This window comes from Hymenobacter sp. 5516J-16 (genome assembly GCF_022919335.1).
GTDB lineage: Bacteria > Bacteroidota > Bacteroidia > Cytophagales > Hymenobacteraceae > Hymenobacter > Hymenobacter sublimis.
Genome location: NZ_CP095058.1, coordinates 1,998,921 through 2,012,414, shown reverse-complemented (window position 1 = coordinate 2,012,414; position 13,494 = coordinate 1,998,921). Strand labels below are relative to the sequence as shown.

Sequence of the window (13,494 nt, the reverse complement as noted above, 5' to 3'; positions counted from 1 at the left end):
AGCTCTGCCAAATAAACAGCAGCACGCTTCAGGTCGTTCCCAGGAAATAGGATGCTTGCAGAATAATTCTGCGAAGAATCCGACTAGGAAAATTCCTTTCCGCCTTAAAATGTGCCTATCTTTTGCAGAGCTATTTCTCCACGTACTGACCTATGAAAAAACATCTACTTTGCTTGAGCAGCCTAGCCCTGCTCGCCTCTTGCAGCGCCACCAGCAATGAATCCCGCTCCAACCAAGCATCCACGGGCCCGTGGCCCACAACACAGTGGTAGAGTGCATCTTGTACGACGGCATGACGAAAGAATCCCAACAGCTCACTACCATCAGCTCCGGCAACGAAGTGCAGGTCATGGACACTGTGGATGCTCACTTTGTGAAAGTGCGGGTAACGGCGGCTGGCAAAACTCAGAACGGCTACATGTATCGCACCTGTTTCTCCAAGTAGGATTCTAACCTTAATCCCGCTAAACCCTCCGCTGCACACGTAACCACACATAAAAAGCCCCGGCTATGTGCTAGCCGGGCTTTTTATGTGTGGTTACGTGTGCAGGCGCTTAGTACGAAGGACCTTTATCGGTATCCACGAGCTGCTCCTCAGCATCCACGTACTGCTCTAGCGGGGTGCAGGAGCAGATCAGGTTCCGGTCGCCGTAGGCCGAGTCGATGCGCGACACGGCAGGCCAGAACTTGTAGGCGCGGGCGTGCTCGGTGGGGTAAACGGCCTCCTCACGGGTGTAAGGGCGAGTCCACTCGTGGGTCAGAACCGTGGCGGCGGTGTGGGGAGCGTGCTTGAGCACGTTGTCCTTGGCATCGGCGCGGCCTTCTTCCACGGCCGCAATTTCCTTACGGATGGAAATCATGGCCTCAATGAAGCGGTCCAACTCCTCCTTGCTTTCCGACTCCGTAGGCTCCACCATCAGGGTGCCCGCTACCGGGAACGACACGGTGGGAGCGTGGAAACCGTAGTCCATCAGGCGCTTGGCAATGTCTTCGACCTCAATGCCAGCCTTCTTGAACTGGCGGCAGTCGAGGATCATTTCGTGGGCGCAACGGCCGTTGGCGCCGGTGTAGAGCACGGGGTAGTGCGCTTCCAGCTTGGCCTTGATGTAGTTGGCGTTCAGAATGGCCGTGCGCGTAGCCTGGGTCAACCCTTCACCGCCCATCATGTTGATGTAGGCGTAAGAAATTGGCAGGATGCTGGCCGAACCCCAGGGTGCCGAGGTAACGGCCCCGGCCGTACGGTCATCGGCGTCAATCAACACGTGACCCGACAGGTAGGGGCCAGGTCGGCGACTACCCCGATGGGGCCTACGCCGGGTCCGCCGCCGCCGTGCGGAATGCAGAAAGTTTTGTGCAGGTTCAGGTGGCACACGTCGGCCCCGATGGTGGCGGGCGAGGTCAGGCCTACCTGGGCATTCATGTTGGCGCCGTCCATGTACACGCGGCCGCCATGGTTATGGATGGTCTGGCAAATGTCGATGATGGTTTCCTCGTACACGCCGTGGGTGCTGGGTAGGTTACCATCAGGCAGCTCAGCTTGTCGGCGTACTGGGCCGCTTTGGCTTTGAGGTCCTCCACATCGATGTTGCCTTCCTCGGTGCTTTTCACCACTACCACCTGCATGCCGGCCATAACGGCCGAGGCGGGGTTGGTGCCGTGGGCCGAAGCCGGAATCAGGGCTACGTTGCGATGTTGGTCGCCGCGGGCATCGTGGTAGCCTTTGATGGCCAGCAGGCCGGCGTACTCGCCCTGAGCACCCGAGTTGGGCTGCAGTGAAACAGCAGCAAAGCCAGTTACCTCGCACAGCCAAGCCTCCAGGTCGCGGAAGATTTCGGCGTAGCCCTGGGCTTGCTCCCGCGGGGCGAAGGGGTGCAGACCACCAATTTCCGGCCAGGTCACCGGAATCATTTCGGCGGTGGCGTTGAGCTTCATGGTGCACGAACCCAACGGAATCATGGAGTGAGCCAGGCTCAGGTCCTTGTTTTCCAGCTGCTTCATGTAGCGCAGCATCTCCGTTTCGGAGTGATGGGTATTGAAGACGGGGTGGGTCAGGTACTCGCTGGTCCGAATCAGGCCCGAAGCCCAGTTCACCTGCACCTCCGTGGGTAGCTCCACCGTAGCGGCTTCCTTGCCGAGCACCTTGGCAAACACGGCCACGATGTCCTGCACGTCGCTGATTTCGGTGTTCTGGTGCAGGCTAATGCCTACGCGGGGCGTGCCGTGCTCCTCGAAGTAGCGGAAGTTGATGCCGGCCGCCTCGGCTTCCTGCCGGATGGCCTGCTGCAGCTCCTGGCTTTCTAGCTTGATATCGAGCGTATCAAAGTAGAACTCATTGCGCTGGTTCAGGTCCAGGCTGGTAAGGGCGCCGGCCAGAGTTTGTGCCAACGTGTGCACGTTGGCGGCAAACTGGCGGATGCGCTGGGGCCGTGATACACGGCGTACATACCTGCCAGCACCGACAGCAGCACCTGCGCCGTGCAGATGTTAGAAGTAGCCTTTTCGCGGCGGATGTGTTGCTCGCGGGTTTGCAGGGCCATGCGGTAAGCCTTGTTACCGGCGGCGTCGATGCTCTGGCCAATGATGCGGCCTGGAATTACGCGCTTGAAGGCGTCCTTGGTGGCCAGGAAACCGGCGTGCGGGCCGCCATAGCCCATGGGCACCCCAAAGCGCTGGGAGTTACCCACCACGGCGTCGGCGCCCATTTCGCCGGGAGGCGTGAGCAGGGTCAGGGCCAGCAAGTCGGCAGCCACGGTTACAAACAGGTTGTTGTCGTGGGCCTGGGCAATAAAGTCGGTGTAATCGTACACAGCGCCGTCGGCGGCGGGGTACTGCAGAATGGCCCCGAACAGCGTTTCGTCGGTGAGGTCAATGGTGCGGTGGTCACCTACTACCAGCTCAATACCTAGGGGCGTGGCGCGGGTGCGCAACACGTCAATGGTTTGGGGCAGTACCTGTTCCGAGACGAAGTAGCGGCTAGCGTTCTTCTTCTTGGTCAGGGAGTGGAACATGTGCAGGGTCTCGGCGGCGGCAGTGCCTTCATCGAGTAGGCTGGCGTTGGCAATTTCCAGGCCCGTGAGGTCAATTATCATCGTCTGATAATTGATGAGGGCTTCCAGGCGGCCCTGAGCAATTTCGGCCTGGTAGGGCGTGTAGGCCGTGTACCAACCCGGGTTTTCCAGAATGTTGCGCTGAATAACGGGGGGCAGCTGGGTGTCGTGGTAGCCCAGGCCGATGTAGTTCTTGAAGAGCTTATTCTTACCGGCAATCTTTTTGAACTTCGCCAAAAAGGCCCGCTCCGTGAGGGCTGCGGGCAGGTTCAGCGGCTTTTTCAAGCGGATGGCGGCCGGCACGGTTTCGTCGATGAGCTGGTCAATCGACTCCACACCGATGGTGCGCAGCATCTGGGCTACGGCAGCGTCGTCGGGACCATTGTGGCGGTCCACGAACACATCAGCGGGCTTGGGTTGAAGCAACATAAAAGAAGGGGTGAGGGTGGCAACAGAACGGGCCCCGGGTGGGGCCTTGACAAAGGTAGCGCGAAACGGCTTCACAGGTAAGTGCTAAAACCCGCAAATGTTTAGGCTTGTTCCGCCATAATCACTGGCAGGAGCAGGACTACGGCACAGGTTAATTTTTTTGCCCAGATTGAGGCCCCATCCTACCCATTCTACCCCATGCGCCCCATTACCATTGGCCTGATTTGCGAAGGAAAAGTCCCACCCGACAAGCGCGTACCGCTCACGCCCAAAAAATGCGTCGAAGCTGAAGCACGGTTTCCGGGCCTGAAGCTGGTAGTGCAGGAAAGTCCCGGCCGCTGCTTTTCCGACCAGGAATACCGCAGCCTAGGCATTGACGTGCGCCCCGAGGTAGCGGACTGTGATATTCTCATGGGCGTGAAGGAAGTGCCAGTTTCCCAGCTTATTCCCAACAAAACTTACCTGTTTTTTTCGCACACGGTGAAAAAGCAGCCTGCCAATCGGGAGCTGCTCCGGCAAGTACTGGCCAAGAACATTACCCTCATTGACTACGAGCTACTGACCAACGAGCAGGGCGAAAGAATTGTGGCGTTCGGGCGCTGGGCCGGCATTGTGGGCGCCTACAACGCCCTGCTGACCTACGGCCGCAAGCACCAACTGTATGAGCTAAAGCCCGCCTACCAGTGCGTGGATATGGAGGACATGCAGGAGGAGTTCTTTAAGGTGAAGAAGCTGCCGCCCATTAAAATTGCCGTTACCGGCTCGGGCCGCGTGGCCCAGGGCGCCGTGGAAGTGCTCAATCTAATGCGCATCCGCAAAGTGAGCGTGTACGACTACCTCTACCAGGACTTCAACGAGCCGGTGTACACCCAGCTGCGCTCTGCCGACTACAACCGCCGCCGCGACGGCCGCGTCTGGGATACGCCCGATTTCCACCGCAACCCCCAGGAATACGAGTCCACGTTTCAGAATTTTCTGCCCGTTACCAACCTGCTGATAGCCTGCGCCTACTGGCACCCAGCCGCCCCCAAGTTGTTTACCCTGGAGGATACCTGTCGCGCCCACTTCCGCATTGACACCATTGCCGACGTAACCTGCGACGTGAACGGCTCCATCCCAACCACGTTGCGCAGCAGCAGCATTCAGGAACCCGCCTTCGACTACAACTGCCAAACCCGCCAGCTAGAGCCCGCTTACTCCCGTCCCAACAACATCACCGTGATGGCCGTGGACAACCTACCCTGCGAGCTACCCCGCAACGCCAGCCGCGACTTCAGCCGCCAACTCATTGACAACGTCTTACCCCACTTGGTGCAGGAACACGGCCCCGATGCAGTAGTAGAGCGCGCCACCATTGCTCGCAACGGCCAGCTCACGGAACGGTATCAATACCTAGCTGATTATGTGGCAGCTGATTAGTTGCTAGCTGTCAGTTGATAGTTGCTGGTTGGTAGCGGCCGATTGACAGGTGCTAGTTGGTAGCTATCCGCAAAAAAACTGTCATCCTGAGCGGAGCGAAGGACCTTATTACGTCAGCACGACCTCGTTGTAACGACTCGGCTAAATGTAATAAGGTCCTTCGCTCCGTTCAGGATGACAGCCCTTTACTGGAAACTACTAACTACCAGCTGACAACCAGCAACTACCAACCAAATCAGATGCGCAGCACGGGGTAGCGGGCCTGAACTAGCATGTAAAAGCCGTAGGCCATCAGGCCCAGGGCTACAATGCCCAGCACTGCCGGGCCCATAGATGCCAGCAAATCAAAGGCTTCGCCGGTGGTGCCCACGGCTGCGGCGCGTGACTGCTGGCCTGCTTGCACGAAAAAGTAGCCAATAAGACTCATGACAATACCCCGGGCGGTGTAGCCTACCTGGCCAGCCCGATACACTACTTGTTGCTGGTTGGCGGGTAGCCCGCTGGCGTTAACGTGCTTATGAAAAGAGCCGGAGTAGGCCTTGTAAATCTGGTAGATGCCGCTGCCAATGATGACCAAGCCCAAGGCCATGATGATCCATTCGCCCGCGGGCCAGCTCAGGATTTTTGCGGTCAACGTCTGCTGTCTGTTACCGCCATCATCAGCCGAGCCATTCAGGGCTAGCCGGGCAGCATACCAGGCCACACTGGCGTATAGCAGTCCGCTGCCCGCGTACGCCAAGCGCCGCCCGAGGCCTTTGGCATCGGAGCCTTTCTGCTCAGTATCAACCAGGGCTTGGGTAAACCGCCAAACGATGTATCCTAGTAGTCCAAAGGCTACCAGGCCTAACAGTACCGAGCCGCCCGGCAAATCCTGGAGCGTTTGCACGGCCTGCTTCTTGTCGGCAGTTTGACCACCCTGTTGGCCGGTGGCAGCTAGCAGGGCCAGAATTCCCATCAGCAAGTACACTACGCCCTTGGCCGCAAAGCCGAAGCGGGCCAGCGCCCGAATGCCCGAGGAGGGCGAGTGGGGAACGGCAGAAAGAACAGTATCGGCAGCAGACATGGGGTAGGGGAGCTAGGTGAAGAATATCCCCACTACGCGAGAAGGCTTAGCTAAGGTTGGGCTGGGGTGCCCCCACGGAGTGCGCCAACAGGCCCGGGGCTGATAAATGCGGGCACCCGAGCGTAACAAGGCCTCGTTTTGGGGCAGGTCTAGGGTGATGATGGGCTTGCGGCGGGCGGCTTCACTTTGCAACAGCCGCTCCAGGTTGCCGCCGGGCGTAGCGTAGGGAATGAAAAAGCGCTCGGCCAGCTCCACCAGCAGCAGGTCACGGATATCGGACGTTTCCGGGGTGACGGTTGAAACCGAGGCCTCGAAGGGCGACACAAACAGCAGGCGGCCCAACTGAATATCCCGCTCGTAGTCAAAGGGCAACGTAGGCTGAATGCCCCGCCCCAGCACGTATACAATGGGCTGCTGCACATCCTGCCGCAAAAACCGAAACACGGATTGCTCCAGTCGGGAGTTAAACCCTGAAACTACGCAGTAGCCAAGCTGGCGCTGTTCCATAGCCCAGAGGTAGGTAGTCCGCTCAACGCTCACCGGGTATTCGCGGGAGCACAAAAAGGCAGTTTTCGGTAGGCGTAGCAGCGCCGTGTTTCCTAACGTTCGTAGTTCTTCAGCCCTCATCTTCCATTCTCCTTATGAATGTTAAGTTATAAAAAATATATAATACATTATATGTATGAGTTAGACGCCATATAAAAAACAACGCCTGACACTGGGGTAGTGTCAGGCGCTGAGGTAGTATAAGAGCCGCTTAAAAATACGGTGGATCCAGTTTTCTAAATCGGTAATGGCTTCACCGGGTTTGGCCTGTTTGCTTTCTTCACAGTGCAAAGTCGTTGTCAGTGGGATTGACCTGCTTGTGCTTGGCCTTACCTTTTACCTCTTCCCAATTGCTCCTGGCGCGCAACTCAGTAAAATCGTTGGTACCGTTGTTGGCGTTTATGCTAGGGGAAAAATGTGAGTAGAAACCAAAGATACTTTGCGGTGCTGCTTGGCGCGGAGTTGTGCGGGTACCGCACTCCGTGAGTTACCGGCCAGGGTAGCGTGGCTTCATAACCTAGGCCCCGTGAACTTAGGGAAAGCAGAAGAGGACAGCCTTGGCCAGCAACTATATGTGCTTGATTGTGGAAAATGCAATCAGCAGCCACAGGGCGGCTCCGGTTACTAGGCCCGTACCGAAGCCGGCCGCCGCTTTGCCTACCTTTTTGCGCTGGGCCTGCTTCTCGTAGCCCCGCATATAGTTGGCGTCGGACTGGCGCTGGCGGTCAGGCACGTTCAGGTTATGCTCCTTGGGCGGCGTCACGGCAATGGCCGTGCCGGTTGCTAGGCCTCCCAAACCTCCCAGCACGGGTATGCTGACTGCCGTGGCTCCGAATGTACCCCAAAACGCTCCCGGCGCCTTGAAATGCACGCGGGCATCGTGGCGGCCTTGGGCGTAGGCTTCGGTGGGGCTAATGGCAGGAGTAGGGGCCGGGGCTGGCGTGGCTAGGTTGCGGAGCACTTCCTTCGTGCCGTTGGCATAGCGAATCAGAAATACCTGCGCGGCAGGCAGTTGCAGGGTGTCGGCGGCGGCACTTACGTAGGTAACGCGCTCCGGCGTAATGGCAAGCACTTTACCCGGAACCTCGGCTCCATCGGTTTGCAGGATAACATCCTGGGCAGTGGTAGGTAGCGCCAACAGTAGGCTGCTCAGGAAAAGTAGAATAAAGCGCATGCGGATGAAGATAAAGAAGCGAGAAAATCAGACTACCGGCGGCGGGAGTTAAACCCAAACAACAAACTGAAGCGGGCCCCGCCATTGCCGGGAACTACCGCAAAATTCACCGGGAAATTGATGCCCTGGCTGCGGAAGGAAGTGCCCACGGCCAAGGCAATGCTGGCTCCGGTCGGCGACACGTTGGGCCCCAGGCCAAACTCCAAGCCCTTGGGCCCGCGAATTCCAATCAGCGCGTTCAGGCTGGGCAGAAACTTGCCCTGCTCCAGGCCGCCAATCAGGGGCACCAGCTCCAGCAGACCCGCAGTACCGTTATCAAGGCGAAAAATCCGGGTTTCGAACTGCCAGCCAAACTGGGTTAGAAACGGATTGACATTATAGTCTTTATCAGCCTTGGTGGCTACCCCGCCGCTCAGAACGGTAAAGCCCAGGCGGGGGCCATTCAGCTGCACCTCCTCGTACATAGACTCCTCGTCGCCGGGAACGGTTCCGGTTCGGGAAGTGGTAGTAGTGCTGCCCGCGGGATGGGGAGCAGGGGTGGTAGCAGGTAGCGCGCTGGCCCCGCTAAGCAGCTCCTTCGTGCCATTAGCGTAGCGAATCATGAACACATCCGTGCGGCGCGCCGTGATAAGGGGGCCGTCGGGGTTGTCGGTGCGCTTGTAGCGGACTTCGGTGGGCGTAATTTCCAGCACCTTCACCTGCAGCTCCTCCCCGTTGGACTTGGTGAGCACATCCTGGGCGTGGGCTACTACCCCGGCCAGCACAAACAAGAAAGTAAACAGTACGCGGATCATAATAGGAGGACAGAAAGTGGGGGATAGAAGTGATGAATCGAAGGTGGGCGTTAGGAACGGATAACCCCAACCAGCTTTTCCTTTATTCAGACTATTGGATGTTTATATAAATGCCTATAAGATATTGTAAAACAATACCTTGCGTAAAATACTTCTGACTTATCGGCTGGGAAATTGGGGGATGTCGAACGGAGCTTTATCTTCCCGACATGGATGACTTGCGCACCACGCTCCTGACTTTTTCCGCCGACGACCGCAAGGACTTTCGGCAGTTTATCCAGCGCCAGCGCCGCAAGCAGAAAGGCCGGATGGACGTCCGCCTCTGCGACTTGCTCTTGCACCAGAAAGAGTATGCTACCGAGGAGCTGCTGGCCCGGCTTTACCCCGAGGAGCCCAACGCCGTAGCCTACTACGCCCTGCGCAAGCGCCTCATGCGCCACCTCACTGACTACCTGCTGCTGCGCCAGCGCCAGCAAGACGCTACCGCCGCTTCCTCCGTGCGCAGCCTGCTTACGTTGGCCCAGTATCTGTTTGAGGTGAGTGTGCCCCGGCTGGCCTGGAACACGGTGCGCAAAGCCGAAAAGTTGGCCCGCCAGAATGAGCAATACCAGCTGCTCAATACCGTGTACAACCTCCAGATTGCCCAGGCCGGTAGCAAGTACGCCGATGACCTGACGGACATCATTCAGCGGCGCAACCTCAACAAAAAAGCCGCCGACGAGGAGGAGCGTGCCAACATTGCCGACAGCCTGATTCGGCAGCGGCTGCGGGAGGCGCGCGTAAAAGGCCGGGCCGGCGAGTCGTTCGATACCATTTTGCAGGACGTGCTACGCGAGTATGATCTGCAGGAAGCTTTTGCCCGGCGGCCGGCCCTGCTCTACCGGCTGATGTCGCTGGCCCGGGCAGCCATGCTCGTGCGCCGCGATTACCTTTCCTTCGCGCCCTTCGTGATGCGCTGCTACCACCTCATGGAAAAGCGCCACGGCTTTCAGCCCGCCCACCGCGAAGCCCAACTGGGTTTGCTGTACATGATTGCGCACTCCCTGTACCGCACCCGGCGGTTCCGCGAATCAGTGGAATACCTGGAGCGGCTGCGGGCGGTGCTGGAGGCGGGCCCGAAGTTGCAGGCTACCGAGCTGCTGGCTCGCTACACCTTTTTGCTGGCCGCTAACTACGCCTTCCTGCGCCGTAACGCCGACAGCATTCGGCTGCTGGAAGACATTTTGCGCACCCCACTTACTTCTCGCGACCAGCTCACGGCCCGTTTGGGCCTGGGCTTCCATTATTTTGCCGAAGGACAGTTTCAGAAAACCAACCAAATTCTGCTGGCCATTGGCCGTACTGACCACTGGTGCGAGCAGGAAATGGGCGTGGAGTGGGTGCTCAACCGCAACATGGGCGAAATGCTGACGCAGCTAGAGCTCGGCAACCCTGACCTGGCCCTGAACCGGCTGCGAGCCATTGAACGCCTAATCAAGGAACGGTTCGGGCCCGATGGGGGCGGCTACGCGGCCGTGCTGTACTACCTGCAGCTGGTGCGCGATATTATTGATGAGCCTACCCTAGCCCGGGCGCCAGCATTTGCCGCCCGCGCGGCTAGCATTCCTTCTTTCGTGCCCCTGGAGCAGGAAGACTTGCAGGCCCTGAGCTTTTACAGCTGGCTGCAGGCCCGCATTGAAGGCCGGCCCTACTACGAGGTGCTGCTGGAGCTGGCTGGCGCTTCCGATACTGCCTTGGTTAGCCAGGGGTAGGCCGGCGGAAGCTGCGGCACTGAAAAAAGAGCCCGTGCTAGCTGTTAGCACGGGCTCTTCAGAAGGCGAATGACCTTGGCTGCGACTAGTTATTCTTAGTAGCAGCGTTGATTTCGGCTTTGGCGTCAGCAGCAGCTTTGTCGGCGGCGGCTTCGGTCTGGTTGGCAGCTTCTTTGGTTTCAGCAGCGGCCTCGTTGGCAGCAGCTTCCGTCTTGTTAGCGGCTTTGTCGGCGGCGTTTTCTACGGCCTGACCAGCGTTTTCAGCGGCGGCTTCGGTTGCGTTAGCGGCGTTGGTTGCTTCGGCAGCGGCAGCGTCGCCGGCGTTTTCAGCGGCAGCTTCCGTGTTGGCAGCAGCGGCGTCGGCGTTTTCTTTGCCTTCCTGAGTGCAAGAGGTAGCGGCAAAGGCAACGGCAGCAGCCAGCAGCATCGATTTGAAGGTAGCTTTCATGATGTTAACAAGTAAGGTGAGGGTAGTAACAAGCGCAACAGTGGTTGCTAAGCCTTTATAATTCTGTGCATAGAAGGTAACCCAGGCCCAACCAAGATTTTGGCCCCTGCTTTGCGCTCCTAACTTCCGGCCTGCTTCCGCGTACTGCGGGCTACCCCTACCCGCCCAGCTTCCCTTGGAATTTCGCTTCTCTATGCTTTCCCGATTTAGCCTGCTGACTTGCTGCCTCGCCCTACTTGCCCACTGTGCTACCGCTCAGGCCAATGATGGTTTCCAGCGGCGCGACGGCGGCATGTACCTTATCCGGAATGGGGAAACCCGCCCCATGACGCGCGACATACGCCTACCCAACGGCCGCTTGGTTACCCGCGACGGATTTGTGGTAGGGCGCGATGGAAGCCGGACGGAGTTAAAAGACGGACAAGGCTGCTCCCTGCTGGGGAGGCCGTGGCCAGTAAGCCCCAACCCGATGGCCGGGTACTCTTGGCCACGGCTACCAGCCCAGGGAGGCGCTCCGCCCCAGCGTCCTCATCAGTAAGCAGCTACCAGGCCGCCGTGTGGCAGTGGTTAGAGGGACGGGGCAAGGGCAAAGGACACGGCAAATTCAAGCGCAAACACAAGCGCGACGACGACTAGCGCCGCCCAGGCTACTCTTTCACTTCGTCCCCGTCCCGATCAATAAAGAAGGTGCGGCCCTGCTGACTAACCCGGGCGCGGCCTTGGGCATCAAAGTCGGTGGCACTCGTGTAGCGCCCGAACGGTGCCGTTCCCGCGGTGGTATCGGCCAAGTACTCAGGCCCGATAAACGTGAACTTGTTTTGCGTCTTGACTCGGGCCAGCTCTTGCTCAAAGGAATAGGCTTCCTGGAAGATGACGGGAGCCGAAGCTGGCTCATCAGGGCCAGTCAGGTAATGCCAGCCGCGGTAGTCGAGCACGGCGGCATAGCCCCCGGCAAAGTCACGGGCGGCGTAATAATAAGCCCCGAATTCCTGGCCCGTAGCATCCAGGAAAGTGTAGAGCTGCCCCACACGGGCTCGGGCGTACCCATCGGAGTACGGATACAGCGCATCGTAGGCGGGCTTTACCACTTCCGTACCATCGTCACGGATAAACCCGAAAACACCGTTTTGCTCGACTACCGCCACGTGGTTCTTGAACTCGCTAATTGTAGTGTAACGGGCCGGTAAAAGCGTGTCGCCATTTGAAGCTAGCAGGCCATAGCGCCCCTGCTCCTGAAAAGGAACCGGGGCTCCGGCGCTGCTGCAGCGGACAATACCCACGGCCACCAGCAAGGCTATTCCCGCGCTAGCTGCATACAAAGTCTGTCGGGGCTGCTGGCGCACCTTGGCCGCCCACGGCCCGAAGCGGCCCGTCAGTTGGCGCAGCGCGGGCCGCCAGCGGTCCAACCCAGCCAGTAGCCGCTGCCGCGCTTCCGCTGGCCGGCCAAACTGCTCCCGTCGCGGAGGCGCGGTAATAGGCGGCTTCGGCGCGGTGGGCGGGACCGTTGTCGTAGGACTCGGTGCCGCTGGGGCAGCCGTTACCGGTGGAGTTGGCGGCGCTGGGGCTGCTAATGGAACCACTGGGGGCTCGGGGGCCGGAGTGGGCTCGGCTGTTGGTTTGGGCAAAGCAGGTGGTTCCGGGAGGATGGCCGTACTACCTGGGGGCACAACGGTAGGGGCCGCAGACAGGCGCTGAATAAGGTTTTCCAGCTGCTGAATTTTGCTGCCCAACTCCTGGTTGCGGTTTTCTAGCTCCGTGCGGTACGCCTGAATGGAAGACTCCAGCGCGTCCTTTTCGCGTTTTTCGGTGGCTAGCTGAGCTTGCAGGTCTGGGGCTTCGGCCGCTACGGGGGCAGCGGCTAGCTGCTGCTGCAGTTGCTGAATGCGCTGCTCACGTTCCGTTTCCCGGGTTTCCATGGCGCGCAGCTGTTGGCTTAGATCCGTCTGCAAGCTGGTGCGCAGCTGCTCCAGCTCCTGTTTTTCTTGGCTGCGCGCCTCTAAGTCAACCTCGTAGCCAGTGGAGCGGCGGTCCAGTTCATCGACATCCTCCGCGCCCAGCCACCGCCACAACTGGCCAGCTTTCTGCCGCAGCAAGTCACCGGCCCGAGCCGGCTCAGCCGCTACCGGCTGGTCCGACTCGGGTGCTGCCGCTGCTGGCGGCGAAGCGGCTACTATGCCGAGGCTGTGGACGAGCTGCTCTAGGTCGGCGGGGGTAAGGTCAATTTCTGGGGTAGCCAGCTGGGCCAAGCGGCGCGTGAACCGAGCGGGGTCGGCCAATAGATGGAAGGTAGAAGCCGCAGGTACGGCCGCCATGCGCGCTTCCACTTCGGGCCCAAACCGCACTGGCGCCCCGAACAGTACCAGGCCGGTGGTGAACTGCAGGTTAGCGGCTTCGGGCGGTAAATGCGGAGCCAGCCACGTTGCCAGCACGGTGCGCTGCTGCTCAAACAAGGCAAATGGGTTGGCTGCTTCGCTGGGCAGTTCCAGGGGCATGCCGTCCAGCAGCCAGGTGCTGGCGCGCAAATCCGGGATGTGCAACAGTCCGCCGGCCGCTATCAACTGCAGAATAGTCAGGCTGCGCGGCCGAATAACCACCGCATCTAACTGTAAATCAGGTTGGGAAGGGTCTGGTGTGATGTTGGCCAGGACCAGGGTGTAGGGAGCCCCCGCCTCCGCGCGCAAGGCCGCCACCACGGCTTCAAACTGTTGCTGCCGGGAGGGAGAAGAAAAAGGAGCCGATTGGTAGATGTGCAGCATAGGTGGGCGGCGCGGGCCGCAACTTTCCGGCCAGAATGGGCCGCGCGGCATTGTACGGTCATTTAGC

The 13,494-nt window shown here is 59.4% G+C and carries 10 protein-coding genes and 1 pseudogene; 4 read left to right on the top strand and 7 right to left on the bottom strand.

Going from position 1 to position 13,494, the window contains the following annotated elements:
- Nucleotides 1-250: 250 nt before the first annotated feature.
- A complete protein-coding gene (locus MUN84_RS09945) occupies nucleotides 251-445 on the top strand; it encodes a hypothetical protein (RefSeq protein ID WP_244697938.1) in 195 nt (64 codons plus the stop codon).
- Between the two features lie 109 nt (nucleotides 446-554).
- Here MUN84_RS09945 and gcvP read toward each other — a convergent pair.
- Nucleotides 555-3,476, bottom strand: a pseudogene (gene gcvP, locus MUN84_RS09940) (aminomethyl-transferring glycine dehydrogenase).
- A gap of 198 nt (nucleotides 3,477-3,674) precedes the next feature.
- On the opposite strand from gcvP, the gene MUN84_RS09935 reads away from it, so the two are divergent.
- The gene (locus tag MUN84_RS09935) at nucleotides 3,675-4,895 is read left to right on the top strand and encodes an NAD(P)-dependent oxidoreductase (protein WP_244697936.1); all 1,221 of its coding nucleotides are present in this window, start codon (nucleotides 3,675-3,677) and stop codon (nucleotides 4,893-4,895) included.
- A gap of 235 nt (nucleotides 4,896-5,130) precedes the next feature.
- On the opposite strand, the gene MUN84_RS09930 is transcribed toward MUN84_RS09935, so the two are convergent.
- From MUN84_RS09930 to MUN84_RS09915, 4 genes are all read right to left on the bottom strand, one after another.
- Nucleotides 5,131-5,958 (bottom strand): DUF1206 domain-containing protein, encoded by an 828-nt coding sequence (locus tag MUN84_RS09930; RefSeq protein ID WP_244697934.1) that lies wholly within the window; start codon nucleotides 5,956-5,958, stop codon nucleotides 5,131-5,133.
- A 12-nt stretch (nucleotides 5,959-5,970) separates the two neighbouring features.
- Nucleotides 5,971-6,465, bottom strand: a complete 495-nt coding sequence (locus tag MUN84_RS09925; RefSeq protein ID WP_244697932.1) for a hypothetical protein — start codon at nucleotides 6,463-6,465, stop codon at nucleotides 5,971-5,973.
- A gap of 607 nt (nucleotides 6,466-7,072) precedes the next feature.
- Nucleotides 7,073-7,678: a hypothetical protein gene (locus MUN84_RS09920; protein ID WP_244697930.1), complete on the bottom strand. Its 606-nt coding sequence runs from the start codon at nucleotides 7,676-7,678 to the stop codon at nucleotides 7,073-7,075.
- Between the two features lie 32 nt (nucleotides 7,679-7,710).
- Nucleotides 7,711-8,472, bottom strand: coding sequence for a hypothetical protein (locus MUN84_RS09915; protein ID WP_244697928.1), 762 nt, complete (start codon nucleotides 8,470-8,472; stop codon nucleotides 7,711-7,713).
- A 209-nt stretch (nucleotides 8,473-8,681) separates the two neighbouring features.
- On the opposite strand from MUN84_RS09915, the gene MUN84_RS09910 reads away from it, so the two are divergent.
- Nucleotides 8,682-10,223: a hypothetical protein gene (locus MUN84_RS09910; protein ID WP_244697926.1), complete on the top strand. Its 1,542-nt coding sequence runs from the start codon at nucleotides 8,682-8,684 to the stop codon at nucleotides 10,221-10,223.
- 85 nt (nucleotides 10,224-10,308) lie between these two features.
- Here the strand turns inward: MUN84_RS09910 and MUN84_RS09905 are convergent, their stop codons facing one another.
- Nucleotides 10,309-10,671: a hypothetical protein gene (locus MUN84_RS09905; protein WP_244697917.1), complete on the bottom strand. Its 363-nt coding sequence runs from the start codon at nucleotides 10,669-10,671 to the stop codon at nucleotides 10,309-10,311.
- 193 nt (nucleotides 10,672-10,864) lie between these two features.
- Between MUN84_RS09905 and MUN84_RS09900 the strand changes: the two genes are divergently transcribed.
- Nucleotides 10,865-11,209 (top strand): DUF6799 domain-containing protein, encoded by a 345-nt coding sequence (locus MUN84_RS09900; RefSeq protein ID WP_244697915.1) that lies wholly within the window; start codon nucleotides 10,865-10,867, stop codon nucleotides 11,207-11,209.
- A 109-nt stretch (nucleotides 11,210-11,318) separates the two neighbouring features.
- Here MUN84_RS09900 and MUN84_RS09895 read toward each other — a convergent pair whose 3' ends face one another.
- The gene (locus MUN84_RS09895) at nucleotides 11,319-13,427 is read right to left on the bottom strand and encodes a WG repeat-containing protein (protein WP_244697914.1); all 2,109 of its coding nucleotides are present in this window, start codon (nucleotides 13,425-13,427) and stop codon (nucleotides 11,319-11,321) included.
- Nucleotides 13,428-13,494: the final 67 nt, after the last annotated feature.

Bases quoted from the DNA above. Each gene is read 5' to 3' on its own strand.
- MUN84_RS09900 (WP_244697915.1), top strand. From the start codon at position 10,865: ATGCTTTCCCGATTTAGCCTGCTGACTTGCTGCCTCGCCCTACTTGCC.
- MUN84_RS09935 (WP_244697936.1), top strand. From the start codon at position 3,675: ATGCGCCCCATTACCATTGGCCTGATTTGCGAAGGAAAAGTCCCACCC.
- MUN84_RS09930 (WP_244697934.1), bottom strand. From the start codon at position 5,958: ATGTCTGCTGCCGATACTGTTCTTTCTGCCGTTCCCCACTCGCCCTCC.
- MUN84_RS09915 (WP_244697928.1), bottom strand. From the start codon at position 8,472: ATGATCCGCGTACTGTTTACTTTCTTGTTTGTGCTGGCCGGGGTAGTA.
- MUN84_RS09910 (WP_244697926.1), top strand. From the start codon at position 8,682: ATGGATGACTTGCGCACCACGCTCCTGACTTTTTCCGCCGACGACCGC.
- MUN84_RS09905 (WP_244697917.1), bottom strand. From the start codon at position 10,671: ATGAAAGCTACCTTCAAATCGATGCTGCTGGCTGCTGCCGTTGCCTTT.
- MUN84_RS09920 (WP_244697930.1), bottom strand. From the start codon at position 7,678: ATGCGCTTTATTCTACTTTTCCTGAGCAGCCTACTGTTGGCGCTACCT.
- MUN84_RS09925 (WP_244697932.1), bottom strand. From the start codon at position 6,465: ATGGAACAGCGCCAGCTTGGCTACTGCGTAGTTTCAGGGTTTAACTCC.
- MUN84_RS09895 (WP_244697914.1), bottom strand. From the start codon at position 13,427: ATGCTGCACATCTACCAATCGGCTCCTTTTTCTTCTCCCTCCCGGCAG.